15 protein-coding genes are annotated in these 16,171 nt (G+C 74.1%); 8 read left to right on the top strand and 7 right to left on the bottom strand.

Going from position 1 to position 16,171, the window contains the following annotated elements:
* The first annotated feature begins 40 nt into the window (after nt 1-40).
* A complete protein-coding gene (locus tag ACFP2E_RS09125) occupies nt 41-2,803 on the top strand; it encodes a PAS domain S-box protein (RefSeq protein ID WP_378523318.1) in 2,763 nt (920 codons plus the stop codon).
* Here the strand turns inward: ACFP2E_RS09125 and ACFP2E_RS09120 are convergent.
* Nucleotides 2,772-4,901: an MMPL family transporter gene (locus ACFP2E_RS09120; RefSeq protein ID WP_378523317.1), complete on the bottom strand. Its 2,130-nt coding sequence runs from the start codon at nt 4,899-4,901 to the stop codon at nt 2,772-2,774. The two genes, ACFP2E_RS09125 and ACFP2E_RS09120, sit on opposite strands and share 32 nt — an antisense overlap.
* Nucleotides 4,902-4,955: 54 nt before the next feature.
* Here ACFP2E_RS09120 and ACFP2E_RS09115 point away from each other — a divergent pair, with 54 nt between their 5' ends.
* On the top strand, nt 4,956-5,486 hold the full coding sequence (locus tag ACFP2E_RS09115) for a MarR family winged helix-turn-helix transcriptional regulator (protein ID WP_378523316.1): 531 nt from the start codon (nt 4,956-4,958) through the stop codon (nt 5,484-5,486).
* Here the strand turns inward: ACFP2E_RS09115 and ACFP2E_RS09110 are convergent.
* Both ACFP2E_RS09110 and leuA read right to left on the bottom strand, forming a co-directional pair.
* Nucleotides 5,483-6,430, bottom strand: a complete 948-nt coding sequence (locus tag ACFP2E_RS09110; protein WP_378523315.1) for an SDR family NAD(P)-dependent oxidoreductase — start codon at nt 6,428-6,430, stop codon at nt 5,483-5,485. The two genes, ACFP2E_RS09115 and ACFP2E_RS09110, sit on opposite strands and share 4 nt — an antisense overlap.
* Nucleotides 6,431-6,482: 52 nt before the next feature.
* Entirely contained in the window at nt 6,483-8,207 is a 1,725-nt protein-coding gene (gene leuA, locus ACFP2E_RS09105; protein ID WP_378523314.1) for a 2-isopropylmalate synthase, read from the bottom strand.
* A gap of 231 nt (nt 8,208-8,438) precedes the next feature.
* Between leuA and ACFP2E_RS09100 the strand changes: the two genes are divergently transcribed.
* From ACFP2E_RS09100 to ACFP2E_RS09090, 3 genes are read left to right on the top strand one after another with little or no spacing between them, the layout of a single operon-like run.
* Complete coding sequence (locus tag ACFP2E_RS09100) at nt 8,439-8,873, top strand: SRPBCC family protein (RefSeq protein ID WP_378523313.1); 435 nt, start codon at nt 8,439-8,441, stop codon at nt 8,871-8,873.
* Between the two features lie 22 nt (nt 8,874-8,895).
* Entirely contained in the window at nt 8,896-10,506 is a 1,611-nt protein-coding gene (locus ACFP2E_RS09095) for a phytoene desaturase family protein (RefSeq protein ID WP_378523312.1), read from the top strand.
* A 20-nt stretch (nt 10,507-10,526) separates the two neighbouring features.
* Complete coding sequence (locus tag ACFP2E_RS09090; RefSeq protein ID WP_378523311.1) at nt 10,527-11,201, top strand: methyltransferase; 675 nt, start codon at nt 10,527-10,529, stop codon at nt 11,199-11,201.
* Between the two features lie 31 nt (nt 11,202-11,232).
* Here ACFP2E_RS09090 and ACFP2E_RS09085 read toward each other — a convergent pair whose 3' ends face one another.
* Nucleotides 11,233-11,454 (bottom strand): CDGSH iron-sulfur domain-containing protein, encoded by a 222-nt coding sequence (locus tag ACFP2E_RS09085; RefSeq protein WP_378523310.1) that lies wholly within the window; start codon nt 11,452-11,454, stop codon nt 11,233-11,235.
* Nucleotides 11,451-12,437, bottom strand: a complete 987-nt coding sequence (locus ACFP2E_RS09080; RefSeq protein WP_378523309.1) for an iron-containing redox enzyme family protein — start codon at nt 12,435-12,437, stop codon at nt 11,451-11,453. Before ACFP2E_RS09080 ends, ACFP2E_RS09085 begins: the two co-directional genes overlap by 4 nt.
* Nucleotides 12,438-12,538: 101 nt before the next feature.
* On the opposite strand from ACFP2E_RS09080, the gene ACFP2E_RS09075 reads away from it, so the two are divergent.
* The 3 genes from ACFP2E_RS09075 to ACFP2E_RS09065 all read left to right on the top strand — a co-directional run bounded on the left by ACFP2E_RS09075 (nt 12,539) and on the right by ACFP2E_RS09065 (nt 15,175).
* Nucleotides 12,539-14,068: an FAD-dependent oxidoreductase gene (locus tag ACFP2E_RS09075; protein ID WP_378523308.1), complete on the top strand. Its 1,530-nt coding sequence runs from the start codon at nt 12,539-12,541 to the stop codon at nt 14,066-14,068.
* Between the two features lie 174 nt (nt 14,069-14,242).
* Nucleotides 14,243-14,656, top strand: a complete 414-nt coding sequence (locus ACFP2E_RS09070; protein ID WP_378523307.1) for a hypothetical protein — start codon at nt 14,243-14,245, stop codon at nt 14,654-14,656.
* Nucleotides 14,657-14,689: 33 nt separating this feature from the next.
* Nucleotides 14,690-15,175: a flavodoxin family protein gene (locus tag ACFP2E_RS09065; RefSeq protein ID WP_378523306.1), complete on the top strand. Its 486-nt coding sequence runs from the start codon at nt 14,690-14,692 to the stop codon at nt 15,173-15,175.
* On the opposite strand, the gene ACFP2E_RS09060 is transcribed toward ACFP2E_RS09065, so the two are convergent.
* Both ACFP2E_RS09060 and ACFP2E_RS09055 read right to left on the bottom strand, forming a co-directional pair.
* Entirely contained in the window at nt 15,165-15,692 is a 528-nt protein-coding gene (locus ACFP2E_RS09060; protein WP_378523305.1) for a DinB family protein, read from the bottom strand. The two genes, ACFP2E_RS09065 and ACFP2E_RS09060, sit on opposite strands and share 11 nt — an antisense overlap.
* A 28-nt stretch (nt 15,693-15,720) precedes the next feature.
* Nucleotides 15,721-16,171: DUF222 domain-containing protein (locus ACFP2E_RS09055; protein ID WP_378539318.1), on the bottom strand; the 451-nt coding region annotated here is incomplete at its 5' end.

Here is a 16,171-nt window from a genome sequence, read left to right as displayed (position 1 = left end):
CCGGGCGCGACGGCGCCCTCGTTGCACGAGAATCTCGCCCATGACCGTCTCGGGACAGCCACGCCGCGGCCTCCTGGCCGCGACCGCCACCCTCGTGGCCGTCTACGTCGTGTCCGTGGCCGCGGTGCACCTGCGGCTCGAGGGCGGCGTCGCGCTGTGGTGGCCGGCGGCCGGCCTCGCGGTCGCGCTGGTCGCCCTCGGCCCCCGACGCCACTGGCCGGCGCTGACCGCCGGCGTCGCCCTGGCCACGTTCGCGGCCAACCTGACCGGGGGCCGGGACCTCCCGGTCGCGCTGATGTTCTGCCTCGCCAACGCCGCCGAGGCACTCCTCGCCGCGAGCGTGCTCACCGCGCGCGGCTCACGCACGGCGGTGCTGCGCACCCTCGACGACTTCCTGCACCTCGCCCGCGCCGCCCTTGTCGGCGCCACCGCGTTCACCCTCGTGGCAGCGCCGGGCCTCGCGCTGCTCGCCGGCACGCCCTGGTGGCTCACCACCCGCACCGTGCTCCCCTCCCACCTCGCCTCGACGCTGGTCATCGTGCCCCTCGCCCTGACGGCGGGGCGTCTCGTCCGCCCGCGGGCGATCGAGGTGCTGGGCCAGTCCCTGCTGCTCGTGGCGGTCACGCTCGGTGTCTTCGCCCCCACGCAGGAGCTCTCGCTCGCCTTCGTACCGATGGCGGTGCTGGTCTGGGCAGCGTTGCGCTTCGACGCCCGCACCGTGGCGTGGCAGCTGGTCCTCGTCAGCGCCCTGTGCACGACGTTCACCACGCTCGGCCACGGCCCGTTCGCCCTTCGCGTCGGCGGCGGCACGGTCTCCGCCAGCGCCGCCGGGACCATGGTGCAGATCTGGATGATCACCGCAGCGCTGATGCTGCTGCCGCTGGCGCTGGTGCTCGAGCAGCGGGCCCAGCTGCTGCGCGACGTCGTCGAGCGCGAGGAGCTCTTCCGACGCAACTTCACCGACTCGCTCAACGCGATGCTGCTGCTCGAGCCGCGCGGCGACCGGCTCGAGATCGTCGACGCCAACGACACGGCCGTCAGGCTCCTCCACAGCGGCGGGCCCGTCGTCGGCCGCTACCTCGACCGGTTGCTCGACCGCCCCTCCGAGGTGCGCCGGGCGATGCAGGACATCCTCGAGGGCGGGCTCGACGGCTGGCGGGGACGCCGCGCGCTCGCCGCCGACCCCACCACCCAGGTCGAGGTCGTGGTGTCGAAGCTGGCGGGCGGCACGCGGCCCCGGTTCGCGGCCCAGATGCTCGACGTCACCGTGGAGCACCGTGCGCGGCAGCGGATCGAGGCGGCCGAGCGGCTCACGAGCGCCACCCTGGACACCACGGCCTGCATCATCCTCGTCAGCGACCTGGCCGGCACCCTCGTCCGCGTCAACGAGGCCACCCGCGTCCTCACCGGGTTCGACCCCGAGGAGCTCCTCGGAGAACCGCTGTGGGCCCACATCATCACGCCGGAGCGGCGCGAGGTCGTCGCCGGCTACTGGGCCGAGCCCGACGGCCGCGGGGTCCCGCAGACCCGTGAGGCGGACGTGGCCCGCAAGGACGGCGGCCGGCTCCGGGTGGTGTGGAACAACCGCATCGTGCGCGACGACGAGGACCGGCCGGCGTACGTCGTCATGACGGGCATCGACGTCACCGCCGAGCGCAACGCGGCCGGGATGGTCTCCCACCTGCTCCAGGCGGCGATCACGACCGCCCTGATCGGGATCGACGCCGACGGCCGGATCACGCTCTTCAACTCGGGCGCGCAACGGATGCTCGGCTACGAGGCCGCCGCGGTGGTGGGACGCCCGTTCGTGGAGCTGCTCGACCCCGCCGAGCTCGCGGCGCGCGCCACCGGCTCCCGTCGCGGCACGTTCGAGGCACTCACCGCGGACATCGGCGGACAGGGCGAGAGCCGGCCACGCGACTGGACCTGGATCGGCTCGGACGGCAGCCGCCACACCATCTCGATGACGCTCAGCGTCACCACCGACGCGACCGTCGCCCGTCGCGGCTACCTCTGCGTGGGCCGCGACGTCACCGAGCAGCGGCACAGCCAGGAGATGCTAATCGCGGCGCTGGAGAAGGAGCGCCACGCCGTGGAGCGGCTCAAGTCGCTGGACGCTGCCAAGAACGAGTTCGTCTCGACGGTGAGCCACGAGCTGCGCACGCCGGTGACCAGCATCGTGGGCTACACCGAGATGCTGCGCGAGGGCATGATCGCCGACCCCGACCGGGCGCAACCGATGCTGGAGACCATCGCCCGCAACGGCGACCGGCTCATCAACCTGTGCAACGACCTGCTGCTGCTCGGCGGCATCGACTCGGGCGCGGCCGGGTGGGGACGCGACCCGGTCGACCTCACCGCCCTCCTCCGGCAGACGGAGGAGTCGATGCGCCCCTTCGTCAACGGACGCGACCTCCACGTCAGCTTCGTGCTCCCGGGCGAGGAGGTGCGGGTGCTGGGCGACCGGGCCCAGCTCGAGAGGGCCACCCTGAACCTGCTCAGCAACGCGGTGAAGTTCACCGAGGACGGCGGCCGGGTGGGCTGCCGGCTCAGCCGGCGGGACGGCGAGGCCTGGCTCGTGGTCGAGGACACCGGGATCGGCATCCCCCGGGAGGAGCAGGCGGGCCTGTTCCAGAAGTTCTTCCGCTCCTCGACCGCCCAGGCCCGCGCCATCCAGGGCACCGGGCTCGGCCTGTCGATCGTCAACGGCATCGTCAGCTCCCACGGTGGGCGGATCGACGTCGACTCCGCCCACCTCGCGGGGACCACCTTCACCGTGCGGCTGCCCCTGTCGACGACGTGACGTCCGTGCCGCCCCCGGGGGCAGCCGACCCGTCCGTGCCGTCCTCGGCCGGACCCAGCCGCCGGGGCCACCAGAACCGGTCGCCGAGCCGGACCGCGATGGCCGGCACGAGCACGGTGCGGACCAGCAGCGTGTCGAGCAGGACGCCGATGCAGATGACGACGCCGAGCTGGGCCAGCACCACCAGCGGCAGCACGCCGAGCACGGCGAAGACTGCCGCGAGCAGGACGCCGGCGCTGGTGATCACGCCGCCCGTCGCCGCCAGCGAGCGCAGCATCCCGGTGCGGGTGCCGTGGTCCCGTGCCTCCTCGGCCGCGCGGGTGACGAGGAAGATGTTGTAGTCGACGCCCAGGGCGACCAGGAAGAGGAAGGCCAGCAGCGGCATCCCCACGTCGATCGCCTCGAAGCCGAGCAGGCCGCTGAACAACCACCACGAGACGCCCAGGGCGGCGAGGAAGGTGGCGACCACGGTCGCCACCAGGACGATCGGCGCGACCACCGAGCGCAGCAGCACCATCAGCACGACGAGCACGAGGGCGAGCACCAGCGGGATGACGACGAGGCGGTCGCGGGCCGCGGCGTCGGCCTCGTCGAGCGCCTCCGCCTCCGCGCCGCCGACGTAGGTCTCGTCGAAGCCGGCGAGCGCCTCCCGCAGGTCGCGGACGGACTCCTCTGCCTCGTCGCTGCCGGGCCTGGCGTCCAGGACCACGGTGAACCGGCTCCACCCCCCGGCCCCTTCCTCGACCTCGCGGGCGGCCGCCCCGGGCAGCTCGTCGACCGCGGAGGTCACCTGCTGCGGGTCGGCGGCGGTGACGACGACCGTCGGCTCGGCGGCACCGGCGGGGAAGCTCTCGGCGAGCCGGTCCGCGGCCCGGATGGCCTCGGGCTCCTCGAGGAACTGCTCGGACGTGGAGAGCCCCGCCTGGACCTGGGTGAGCCCGGCAGCCAGCGCGCCCAGGAGGAGGAGCGAGGACACCATCAGCGCGACGGGCGCGGCGGCGACCACGCGGCCGACGCGCGCCCACAGGGAACGGGACTCGGCCAGGGTCGGCTGGCCGACCCGCGGCACGACCGGCCAGAACACCCAGCGGCCGAACAGCACCAGCGCCGGCGGCAGCACGGCCAGCACCATCACGGCCGCGACCACGATGCCCACGGCGCAGGCGACGCCGAGCCCCCGGGTGGCCGGGAAGGAGGCGAGCAGCAGCGTCAGCACGCCGACGACCACGGTCGCGGAGCTGGAGAGCACGGCCTCGGCGGTACGACGGCGGGCCAGCCGCATCGCGGCGTACCGGTCGTCGTGACGGCGGAGCTCGTCGCGGTAGCGGGAGATGAGCAGCAGGGCGTAGTCGGTGCCGGCGCCGAAGACCAGCACGGAGAGGATGCCGACAGTGGACTCGTCCCACGGGACCTCCACGACGGCGAGCACCTGGGTGGCGAGCACCGCGGCGAGCCGGTCGGCGACGCCGACGACGACCAGCGGCACGAGCCAGAGGACGGGGCTGCGGTAGGTGACGATGAGCAGGATCGCCACGACGGTGGCGGTGGCCAGCAGCAGCCGGGTGTCGGCGCCCTCGAAGACGGCCGAGAGGTCGGCCTGGATCGCCGCCGGGCCCGTCACCTGGGCGGTGACCCCGTCGGGGACGGCGTCGTCGAGGTCCGCGCGGAGCTGCCGCACCGAGTCGGCGACCGCGAGGGCGCCGTCGCCCTCGACCGGCGTGACGCCCAGCGCGGCTGTGCCGTCCTCGCTCGGCTGCAGCGGGACGGGGCTGCCGGTGACGTTCGCGAAGGTGCGCTGCAGCGCGTCGAGCTGCTCCCCCGTCAGCTCCCCGGAGTCGGCCGTGTAGAGCACGACGGCGGTGGGGTCCTCGCCTGCGTCGAACTGCGACTGCAGCTCGACCACCCGGGTGCTGTCGGCCCCGGCCGGCGCGTTCGCGGTCGGGTCCGGCCGCAGCTCGGCCTCGCCGAGGGCCCCGATCAGCATGCCGGCGAGCAGCAGGCCCAGGAGGCTGGCGGCCACGGCGCGGGCCGGTGTCAGGCGGAACGGGTCCCGGCCGCGCGACTCTCCTCGCGATCGGAGGGCTCGAGGGGTGCTCATCTAGACTTACCTCACCAAGTTACTTATCGGGTTGCTCACCAGATTGCTAACCAAGTGAACGATATCCCCGCACCCAAACCGGTCCGGACCGGCCCCGGCCACCGAGGTCCCAGTGCAGAGAGCCACGGGCGGGCCGAGGAGCACTCCGGCCTGCCCGAGGGCGGGCTGCAGACCGGGACGCTGACCGCGCTGCGCGAGCTGCTCGACGTGGCCGCGCGGGTCCGGCCCGCGGTGGCGCGGCGGGCGGCGCTGAGCCACTCGGAGATGTCGACGCTGGAGATGCTCTTCGGGGAGCCGCTCGGCCCCGCCGAGATCGCGCGCCGGCTCGGGGTCACCACCGCCGCGTCGTCGGGCATCGTCGACCGGCTCACCGAGCGCGGCCACGTCGTGCGCACCCCGCACCCGTCGGACCGCCGGCGCACGGCGGTCACGATCACGCCGTCGGGCGCGGCCGAGGTGATCGGTCACCTGTCCCCCATGTTCCAGGGGCTGCACGAGGTCGACGCCGGCCTCGCCCCCGAGCAGCGCGAGGTGGTGGCGGCCTACCTGCGCGGCGCGACCGAGGCGCTGCGCCGGCTTCTCTAGCCGAGATCGGTCTGGGCCAGCACCCACTCGAGGGTGCGGCGACGCTGCTCCTCGCTGGGGCGGGTCCGGGGCAGCAGGCTCGCGGGGCGGCGGCGACGGTCGTGCCAGAGCCCGCCGCCGGGCGGCCCGGGCTGCACCGCCACGAGCCAGACCGTCGTGTCCGCGCCGCCCTCCGCGTCGCGCAGGATCGGTCCGGTGATCCTCCGGAAGCCGGGCAGCGAGTCGCGCACGCCGGGGGTGTCGGCCCAGCCGGGGTGGGTGGCGTGCACGTCGACCCCGGTCCACCGCTCCTGGAGCAGGCCGAGCAGCTCGACCTGGGCCCGCTTGCTGCGGGCGTAGGCGGTCGTCGGGGAGTACTCGCCGCGGAGGTACTGCGGGTCGTCGTCGCGCAGCGGCTGGGCGTACATCCCACCGGAGGTCACCAGCACGACGCGCGCACCGGTCTCCAGCACCGGCTGCAGCAGGTCGGTCAGCAGCACCGGCCCGAGCACGTGCACGGCCATGGTCAGCTCGTGGCCCTGCGGCGACTCGGTGCGCTCCGGCGGCATGACGCCCGCGTTGTGCACCACCGAGTGGAACCGCAGCCCCGAGTCGCGCAGCTCGCGCGCCAGCCGGCGCACGTCCTCGAGGTCGCCGAGGTCGCACCGCCAGACCGTGACCTCGGCATCGGGATGCTCGGCCAGCAGCTCGTCGCGGACGCGGCCGGCCTTCTCGAGGTCGCGGACCACGAGGTGGGCGTGGCCGCCGTGCGTGAGCACGCCCGACGCCGTCGCCTCCCCCAGGCCCGAGGTCGCCCCCGTGACCAGCACGTGCCGGCCGACGAGCGCGTCCCGGGGCGGGTCCGCCGGCCAGTCGGGCAGGCGGCGGCGCACGGCCAGGCCGACGCGGGAGTACCCCGGCGCGACGGTCCGGTCCAGGACGGTGTCGACGAGTCCGCTCAGCATGCTGCCGACGGTAGCCGCGCCACCAAGTGTCGGAGGTCGCGCCGGCGCCTGGTCAGGCCCGGTTCACCGCGGAGATGACCGCCTTCAGCGAGGCCGTGACGATGTTCGGGTCGAGCCCGACGCCCCACAGCACCTGACCGCCGACCGCGCACTCGACGTACGCCGCCGCGATGGCGTCGCCGCCCGACGACAGCGCGTGCTCGTGGTAGTCGAGCACCCGGACGTCGAAGTCCTGCGGCAGTGCGTTGATCGCGTTGACGAACGCCTCGATCGGGCCGTTGCCCTCGCCGGAGAGCGTTTGCGCCTCGCCGTCGACGTACACGTTGACAGTGAGCTGGTCGCGCTCGCCGGCGGCCGACGAGGTGTGCACGGAGTTCAGCCGTAGCGGCGTCTCGCGGTCGAGGTACTCCCCGGCGAACATGCTCCAGATCTCCGTGGGGGCGAGCTCGCCGCCCTCGGTGTCGGTCCGCTCCTGGATCACCCGGCTGAACTCGATCTGCGCGCGGCGCGGCAGGTCGAGCTTGTGCTCGGCCTTGAGGATGTAGGCCACGCCGCCCTTGCCCGACTGGCTGTTGACCCGGATGACCGCCTCGTAGGTGCGGCCGACGTCCTTCGGGTCGATCGGCAGGTACGGCGCCTCCCACGCGACCTCCTCGACCGGGACGCCCTGCTCGGCGGCCTGGCGGTCGAGGTCCTCGAGGCCCTTCTTGATGGCGTCCTGGTGGCTGCCGGAGAACGCCGTGTAGACGAGGTCGCCGGCGTACGGGTGGCGCGGGTGCACGGGCAGCTGGGTGCAGAACTCGACGGTGCGGCGGATCTCGTCGATGTCGGAGAAGTCGATCTGCGGGTCGATGCCCTGGCTGAAGAGGTTCATGCCGAGCGTGACAAGGCAGACGTTGCCGGTCCGCTCGCCGTGCCCGAAGAGGCAGCCCTCGACCCGGTCGGCACCGGCCATCATCGCCAGCTCGGTGGCGGCGACGGCGGTGCCGCGGTCGTTGTGGGGGTGCAGGCTGATCGTGGTGTGCTCACGCCGGGTGAGCTGGCGGGAGAACCACTCGATCTGGTCGGCGTACACGTTGGGCGTCGCCATCTCGACGGTCGCCGGCAGGTTGAGGATGATCTCGCGGCCGTCGTCGGGCTGCCAGACGTCCGAGACCGCCTCGCACACCTCGACCGAGAAGGGCAGCTCGGTGCCGGTGAAGATCTCGGGGCTGTACTCGTAGCCGATCACGGTCTTGTCGAGGATGTTCTCGGCGTGCTTCATCACCAGCTGGGTGCCGCGCACGGCGATGTCCTTGACCTCGTCGCGGCCGGCGTGGAACACCACGCGGCGGAACAGCGGCGCCAGGGCGTTGTAGAGGTGGATGTTGGCGTGGTGGACGCCGACGAGGCTCTGCACGGTGCGCTCGATCAGGTCCTCGCGGGCCTGCGTGAGCACCGAGATGGTGACGTCCTCGGGGACCTTGTCCTGCTCGATGAGCTGGCGGACGAAGTTGAAGTCGGTCTCGCTCGCCGACGGGAAGCCGACCTCGATCTCCTTGTAGCCCATCTTCACGAGGAGGTCGAACATCATCATCTTGCGGGCCGGCGACATCGGGTCGATGAGCGCCTGGTTGCCGTCGCGCAGGTCGGTGGAGAGCCACCGGGGGGCACGGGTGATCGGGTTGTCCGGCCAGGTGCGGTCGGGGATGTCGACCGGTGGGAAGGCGCGGTAGCGGTGGACGGGCATGCCACTGGGGCGCTGGGTGTTCGTGAAGCCGGAGTTCTGGAGGGTCATGGGGTCCTCGATCGGGAAGCTGCTGGGTGCCGGTCGGACAGCACGCACTCCGCAGCGAGGGGTCCGGCGGTCAGACCTCGCTGCGGCAGCGAAGGAGCCCTTCGAGTCGCGTCATGACGGGGACAGCCTAACCGCTGGACCCGGGAAGGACAGCGCTCGTCCAGATGACAGGCGGCCCGTCCGCGGGCTCGGCACCCGTTTCCGCCACGCCCCCTCGGGTAGACAGGACCCATGAGCACGACGACGCGCCTGGTCGACACCACCCCCGAACGCGTCTGGGACGTGCTCTCCGACGGCTGGCTCTACCCGCTGTGGGTCGTGGGCGCCTCACGGATGCGGGAGGTGGACGACCACTGGCCCGGCGAGGGCGCCCGGCTGCACCACTCGGTCGGCGCCTGGCCGGCGCTCCTCGACGACGAGACCGAGGTCCTCGAGTCTCGTCCGCCCGCACTGCTGCGGCTGCGCGCCCACGCGTGGCCGTCCGGGGCGGCCGAGGTCGTGCTGCGACTCGAGGCCGTCGGGTCGGCCACGGAGGTGACGATCGAGGAGGACGCCGTCGAGGGACCCGGCACGCTGGTGCCGAAGCCGGTGCGCGACCTCGGCCTTCGCTGGCGCAACGAGGAAGCCCTCACCCGGCTCGCACTCCTCGCCGAGCGGCGCACGTGAGGCCCGACGGAGGGAGCCGGCCGTGACGTACGACGCGGTCGTGGTCGGCGCCGGACCCAACGGCCTGGTCGGCGCCAACCTGCTCGCCGACCGGGGCTGGTCGGTGCTGGTGCTGGAGGCGCAGCCGGACGTCGGCGGTGCCGTGCGCAGCGCGCGCGACGTGCACCCCGACTTCGAGCACGACACCTTCAGCGCGTTCTACCCTCTGTCCGCCGTCTCGCCGGCGATCCGATGGCTGGGACTCGAGGACCACGGACTGCGGTGGCGCCACGCCCCGGCGGTCCTGGGCCACCCGCTGCCCGAGGGCGGCTGGGCGCTGCTGCACCGCGACCGGGAGGTCACCGCGGGGCGCATGGACGACACCCATGCCGGCGACGGCGAGGCCTGGCTGCGGCTGTGCTCGGAGTGGGACCGGGTCGGCCAGTCGGTGGTGTCCGCCCTGTTCTCGCCCTTCCCGCCGGTTCGCGCCGGGGCAGGGCTCCTCGCGCGGTTGCGCGGGCTCGGGGCGCTGGAGCTCGCCCGCACCCTGCTCACCCCCGCGCTCGACCTCGGCCGCACCCGGTTCGGGGGCGTCGCCCCGCGGATCCTCATCGCCGGCAACGGCGGCCACGGCGACATCCCCCTCGACGCGCCCGGGTCCGGAGTGGTGGCACTGCTCCTCACGCTCGTCGGCCAGACCGCGGGCTTCCCGGTCCCCGAGGGGGGCGCGGGTCGGCTCAGCGAGGCGATGGCCCGGCGGTTCACCGCGGCCGGCGGCGAGATCCGGTGCGACGCCGAGGTGGTGGCCGTCGAGGTCGAGCGCGGTCGCGCCACCGGCGTGCGCCTCGCCGACGGCGAGCGGATCGGCGTACGCCGAGCGGTGCTGGCCGACGTCGCGGCGCCGCGACTGTTCGGCGGACTGGTCGCACCCGACGACCTCCCCGCCCGGGTGGCGCGCGGGATGCGCGACTTCGAGATGGACCCCGGCACCGTCAAGGTCGACTGGGCCCTGTCCGGGCCGGTCCCCTGGGCGGACGAGCCTCCCCACGCGCCCGGCACCGTCCACGTCGCCGACTCGGTCGAGCAGATGACAGAGGCGCTGTCCCAGGTCGCGAGCGGCCTGGTGCCGGCGCGGCCGTTCCTGCTCGCCGGGCAGATGACGACGGCCGACCCCACCCGCTCCCCCGCCGGCACGGAGTCGATGTGGGCCTACACGCACGTGCCACAGCGCACCCGGGGCGACGCCGCCGGCGGCACGCCCGGGCAGGGCGCCGGCGTCGTGCGTGGGACGTGGGACGCCGATGACCGCGAGCGGTTCGCGGACCGCGTCCAGCAGCGGATCGAGGAGCGGGCACCCGGCTTCGGCAGCAGGGTGCTGGCCCGGCGGGTGCTCGGCCCGCGCGAGCTCGAGGAGCGCAACGCCAACCTCGTCGGCGGCGCAGTCGGCGGCGGCTCCTCCCAGCTCCACCAGCAGCTCGTCTTCCGCCCCGTGCCCGGGCTCGGCCGCGCGGAGACCGGAATCGCCGGGCTCTACCTCGCGTCGGCGTCCGCCCACCCCGGCGGCGGGGTGCACGGCGCCTGCGGGTACAACGCCGCACGGGCGGCACTGCTCCACGACCGCACCCGGCGGCTGCTGTCGCAACTCCCCCGCTGACCCGCTCCGAGAGGACCTCCGTGACCGAGACTCCCCTGCCTGACACCCTCCAGGACCCCGCCGGGCTCCGGTCGATGGACTTCGGCCCGCTGCAGATCCGGTACGACGACCGGGTGCTGCTGCCGCGACCGTGGACGGCCGCGCAGTCGCGCTGGGGGGCGGAGCTCCTGCGCACCGCGCCCGACGGGCCGGTGCTCGAACTGTGCTCCGGCGCCGGTCACATCGGACTGCTGATGCTGGCCCTCGCCGTCCGCGAGCCGGGGCCGGTCCGCTCGCTGGTGTGCGTCGACGCCGAGCCGGCCGCCGTCGAGCTGACACGGCTCAACGCGGCGGCCGCAGGGCTCGGCGAGCTCGTCGAGGTCCGGCACGCCCGGCTCGAGGAGGCGCTCGCCGACGACGAGCGGTTCGCGGTCGTGGTCGCCGACCCGCCGTGGGTGCCCACCGACGAGACCGGCCGCTACCCCGAGGACCCGCTGACCGCGATCGACGGCGGCGACGACGGTCTGGATGTGGCGCGGGCCTGCGTCGCCTTGGCGGCGCGCCACCTGCGGCCGGGCGGCTCGACGGTGGTCCAGCTCGGCACCGAGCGGCAGGCGGAGCTGCTCGCCGCCGACCCGGTCCGGGGAGACCTGGTGCCCGGCGAGGTGCGGGTCGAGGAGCGAGGCGTGCTGCTGCGGCTCGACCGGCCGGCCTGACCGGGGGTCGGTGCGGCTGCGGGTCGGTCGGCTAGGGCCGGGCCTGCTTCGGCAGCAGCTTGTGGGTGCCGTCACACCAAGGCTGCACGGCCGACTTGCCGCACCGGCACACCGCCGTGACGGGGCGGGTGGTCCGGTGGCGCACCCCGTCCGCGTCCTCGACGACGGCGTCCCCGCGCACCAGCAGCGGTCCCTCCGGGCAGATCACGATGTCCGGACGGCATCCCCGACCGTTCGCGTCCTGGGTGCTCACGCCGCCACCCCCCACAGGTCCAGCACCCGCCGGGCGGTGCGGTCCTCGAGGTCGAGGCACGTGAAGACGCCGAGGAAGACGTCCTCCAGCAGGTGCGGCTCCGCCTCGAGCAGCGGCACGAGGATCGCGCGGACCGCGAGCTGCTCGTGCACAGCGTCGGCCTCGACGTGCTCGGTGTAGTAGTCGACCATCTCCCGGGCGAGGCCCAGCCGCTCGAGGCCCTGTGCCATCCGTCGCGACGGCAGCGAGCTGGTCGCCTCGAACGCCGCCAGGTGGCCGAGCGCCGCGCCGCGCAGCCGCCGGTGCAGTCCGATCATCGAGAGCGCGTTGTTCTGCTCGAGGAGCTCGGCCGGGACCTCGTCCACGTAGCCGCCGTACTCGGAGCGCAGGCCGCATGCCTCCAGCCCGCGGGCGAAGAGCTCCGCGTGCAGCCGGTCGGGGTCGCCGACGCCGTACTCGTCGTACTGCAGCTCCACCAGGGCCGCCTTAGCCGCCGTGGGCAATCGCGGCACCACCCAGGTCGTCGGGTCCGCCTCCTTGAGGTGGTAGACCGACCGCCAGCGCAGCAGGTCGAGCACCTGCTCCTCGCTCGCCTCGCGGTGGACGTGCCGCGCGAGGGAGGCGCCGTCGTGCGCCTCGACGAAGGCGAACAGCGCCTCGGCGAGGTCCGACCCCACCCGGCCCGGAATCGTCGCCCGGCCGCCGTAGGCGTCGAAGCGCGAACGCAGCCGGCGCTCCAGGTCCGCCTCGAGCCGACGCCGCACGGCGAGCACGCCCGGGTCCCACTCGAGGGCGTCGTCGACGTCGTCGAAGCCGCGGTAGGCCAGCTCGTGCAGCGCCCACAGCGCGATGGCCGCATCGTCGTGGTGCTCCGGCTCGGGCAGGTCGAGCGCCGGCAGGTCGCGCTCCGCCTGGCCGGTCCGGTCGCGCAGCGAGGAGAAGAGGGACTGGCTGAACGCCCCTCGGGGCTTGGGCAGCAGCATGTCCTGCAGTACCCCGCGAGCAGCCGGTCCATTCGAGCAGGTCATTCAACTCTGCACGACCGGGTTGGCATGTTCCTGCGCGGGGAGGGCACGTCCCGGGCATGACGACGACACCCCCGTGGGCGGACCTCGGCACGACCGTGGCCCCCTCCCCGACGTCCGAGATGACCTCCCCGATGGCATCCGTCGCCGGGCGGCAGTTCGACGTCGCGGTCGTCGGCGCAGGCGTGACCGGCCTGACGACGGCACTGCTGCTGGCACGGGCCGGCTGCTCGGTGGTCGTGCTCGAGGCGCGGCACGTCGGCGCCGGCACGACGGGCCGCAGCACCGCCAAGGTCAGCGTGTTGCAGGGGACCCACCTGTCCCGCGTCGCACGCCGCCACCCGGCCGGCGTGGTCCGGGACTACGTCACCGCGAACCTCGAGGGTCAGGCCTGGCTCGCCCGGTTCTGCGAGGACCACGAGGTGCCGTTCCAGCGCCGCGCCGCCTACACGTTCGCGACCAGCGAGCACGGCGAGCGGGCCGCCCGGCGCGAGCTCGAGGTGGCCCTCGCGGCCGGGCTGCCGGCGACCTGGGTCGATGAGCCGCCCCTGCCCTTCGCGACGCGGGGCGCGGTCCACCTCGCCGACCAGCTCCAGCTCGACCCCACGGAGCTCCTCTCCGCCCTGGCCGCGGAGGCGGTGCGACACGGCGCCGAGATCGTGGCGGGCGCCCGGGTGCAGCGGGTCACGGACCGGGACCCGGTGCGGGTGGTGACGCCGGTGGGCGACCTGTCCGCCGGCCGCGTGGTCGTTGCCACCAACCTGCCCGTGCTGGACCGCGGCGGGTTCTTCGCCCGTGCTCGGTCGCACCGCTCGTACGGCCTTGCCTACCGGACCCCGGGGCCGACCGTGGCCGGCATGTTCCTCTCCGCCGACCAGCCCACGCGGTCGCTGCGGGACGCCCCGACGGAGGGCGGCGCGCTGCTGCTCGTCGGCGGCCACGGCCACCGGACCGGTGCGTCGGGGTCGGAGGCGGAGCGGCTCGACGCGCTGCGCGACTGGACGCTGGAGCACTTCCCGGACGCGGAGGAGACGCACGCCTGGTCGGCCCAGGACTACGTCACCCACCACGGCCTGCCGTTCGTCGGTCCGGTGCTGCCCGGCCAGGAGTCGGTCCTCGTCGCCGGCGGCTACTCGAAGTGGGGCCTGACCAACGGGCCGGCCGCCGCGCTGGCCCTGACCGGACGCATGCTCGGCGGCCACATGGAGTGGGCGAAGCCCCTGGAGCCCTGGCGCTGGCACGAGGCGACGGGGCTGCTCGACTCCGTCCGCAACAACACCGAGGTGGGGCTGGAGCTGGCGCAAGGCTGGCTGCGCCCCCTCCTCCGACCCGGCCGCGGCGGCGGGGAGGGCGCGGAGATCGAGGAGGGCACGGGCGTCGTACGACAGGACCGGTTCGGCCCGGCCACCGCGACCTGCCGTGTCGGCGGCGTGGAGTCGCGGGTCTCGGCCGTGTGCCCCCACCTCGGCGGCGTGGTGAGGTGGAACGACGTCGAGCGCAGCTGGGACTGCCCGCTCCACGGGTCGCGCTTCGCGCCCGACGGCGAGGTGCTCGAGGGACCCGCGACCCGGAGTCTGGCTCCCCGCTGAGCCCCTCGCTGAGCCCCTCGCTCAGCCCCTCGTCATGGCATGCCCAATCTTGGGGAGGCGATCCTGACCTCCTGTGGCGCGCCGGGGCCGCCCATACGGTGACTGAGGCGGGGGGGGTCGGGGACCACCCGCCGGGGGTCCGAACAGCAGTCGAACCGTGTCCGGAGGTGTCCGATGACCCACGCCGCCACCATCAGCGCACCCGTGGTGGGCGCAGCCCGTTTCCTCGTCTTCGCACCCGTAGGCCTGCTCGTGCACGCCGTCGTGATGCTGGCGGGACCCGGCTACCAGCCGTGGTACGCCGCCCTGGCGCTGTTGGCCCTCGCTGCAGTGTGCGCAACAGCGCTGTGGGCGTGCATCGGCTCCGAGGAACGGCTGGCCCGCAGCGCGCCCGCGCTCGCCATCGTCGCGGTGGCGACCCTGCCCACCTGGGCGTGGGGCGTGCCCCTGGTCGTGGGGGCCGGCGCTGCCGGTCTGGCGGTGGAGCACCGGCTGCGGTACGGCGTCTGGGACCGGGTCCCGGTCGCCGGTCTGGCCGCCGGCTCCTTCGCCTCGATGATGGCGGTGCTGCTCGCGCTGCTCGCCTGAGCCGGAGCGCTGCGGGGCGCTAGCGTCCCTGCCATGGCCCGGCTGCTGATCGTCCACCACTCACCCACCGAGACCGTGCGCTCCCTGACGGAGGCGGTCGTGGCGGGCGCCCACGACGACGAGATCACCGGCGTCGAGGTGGTCGCCCGACCCGCGCTCGAGGCGTCGGCGGACGACGTGCTGGCGGCGGACGGCTACCTGTTCGGGACGCCGGCGAACTTCGGCTACATGTCCGGCGCGCTGAAGCACTTCTTCGACTCGATCTTCCTCGAGGCCGGCGGAGCGCTGTCCGACGACGGCTCCGCCGCAGCCGGCTCCGGCGGGAAGAAGCCGTACGGGCTGTGGGTGCACGGTCGCTACGACACGACCGGCGCGGTCCGCTCGGTGCAGTCGATCATCGGGGCGCTGCCGTGGACCCAGGCCGCCGAGGTGCTGGAGGTCCTCGGCGACGTCGGTGACGAGCAGCGCGCGGCGGCGTACGAGCTCGGCGGGACGCTCGCGGCTCTGCTCAGCGACTAGCGGTCTCCTGCTGACGGCCGGCGAGGACCTGCTCGCGCAGGATGTCGGCGTGGCCGCAGTGCTGGGCGAGCTCGCGGAGCACGTGGAGCAGGACCCAGCGCATCGGCAGCGGGCCGCGCCGGTTGCCCTCGACGACGTCGTCGAGGTCCAGGGTGGCCGTCGCCTCGCGGGATCGGGCGCACACCGCGTCGTAGGCGGCGCGGACGGTCTCGATGGTGTCCTCCTGCAGCAGCTCGAACGACTCGTCCGGTCCCGCGGCACAGCCGATCTCCTCGCGGCTGCGACCGGTGACCGCCTCGTCGAACCACACCTGCTCGACGAACGTCGCGTGCTTCACCAGGCCCAGCAGCGTCGTCCTCGACGGCACCAGTCGCCGACGTGCCTCGTCCTCGGTCAGGTCGTCGAGGCAGGCGCGGAGCATCGCGCGGTGCTCGTCGACGAACGCCAGCAGCTGCTCGCGAAGCGGAGAGGTGAACGTGGCCGGGTCGTGGGTGGACGCAGGCGGGATCGAGGACATGGCCGCACCCTAGGCCCCCCACGTCGGCCTATCTGCGTCGGTGGAACCGGACCTCGCCGGAGGCGTGGAACTCGACCGTGTACGCCGGGTCGTGGGCGCGGTGGTGGTGCCACGAGCAGAGGCTGACCCCGTCGTCGAGGTCGGTCCGTCCGCCCAGGGCCCACTCGTGCTTGTGGTGCGCCTCGGACCAGGTCGCGGGGATGGTGCAGCCGGCCGCGCGACAGGTCTTGTCCCGCACCGCCATCGCGAGCCGCTGGGCGTCGGTGAACAGCCGCTTCGCGCGGCCCTGGTGGAGGACCTCGCCCCTGCCGCCGAGCACCATCGGCACCAGGTCCGCGGTGCAGGCCAGCCGCATCGCCTCGGCCGCGGACACGAGGTCGCCGGTCCCGAGCCCGGCCGCACCGAGCCGGGCGCGGAGCTGGTCGAGATCGATCGTCACCACCACCGTGGTGGCGCGGCCGCCGTGCCGCGGCAGCCGG

Source organism: Nocardioides sp. GCM10027114, assembly GCF_042659625.1.
Lineage (GTDB): Bacteria > Actinomycetota > Actinomycetes > Propionibacteriales > Nocardioidaceae > Nocardioides.
Note: the sequence above shows the minus strand (reverse complement) of the source record. Positions and strands in the feature narration are given on the sequence as shown.

Coding starts and splice junctions, on each gene's coding strand:
- ACFP2E_RS09065 (WP_378523306.1), top strand. CDS start 14,690: ATGGCCCGGCTGCTGATCGTCCACCACTCACCCACCGAGACCGTGCGC.
- ACFP2E_RS09070 (WP_378523307.1), top strand. CDS start 14,243: ATGACCCACGCCGCCACCATCAGCGCACCCGTGGTGGGCGCAGCCCGT.
- ACFP2E_RS09125 (WP_378523318.1), top strand. CDS start 41: ATGACCGTCTCGGGACAGCCACGCCGCGGCCTCCTGGCCGCGACCGCC.
- leuA (WP_378523314.1), bottom strand. CDS start 8,207: ATGACCCTCCAGAACTCCGGCTTCACGAACACCCAGCGCCCCAGTGGC.
- ACFP2E_RS09120 (WP_378523317.1), bottom strand. CDS start 4,901: ATGAGCACCCCTCGAGCCCTCCGATCGCGAGGAGAGTCGCGCGGCCGG.
- ACFP2E_RS09060 (WP_378523305.1), bottom strand. CDS start 15,692: ATGTCCTCGATCCCGCCTGCGTCCACCCACGACCCGGCCACGTTCACC.
- ACFP2E_RS09075 (WP_378523308.1), top strand. CDS start 12,539: ATGACGACGACACCCCCGTGGGCGGACCTCGGCACGACCGTGGCCCCC.
- ACFP2E_RS09080 (WP_378523309.1), bottom strand. CDS start 12,437: ATGCTGCTGCCCAAGCCCCGAGGGGCGTTCAGCCAGTCCCTCTTCTCC.
- ACFP2E_RS09110 (WP_378523315.1), bottom strand. CDS start 6,430: ATGCTGAGCGGACTCGTCGACACCGTCCTGGACCGGACCGTCGCGCCG.
- ACFP2E_RS09100 (WP_378523313.1), top strand. CDS start 8,439: ATGAGCACGACGACGCGCCTGGTCGACACCACCCCCGAACGCGTCTGG.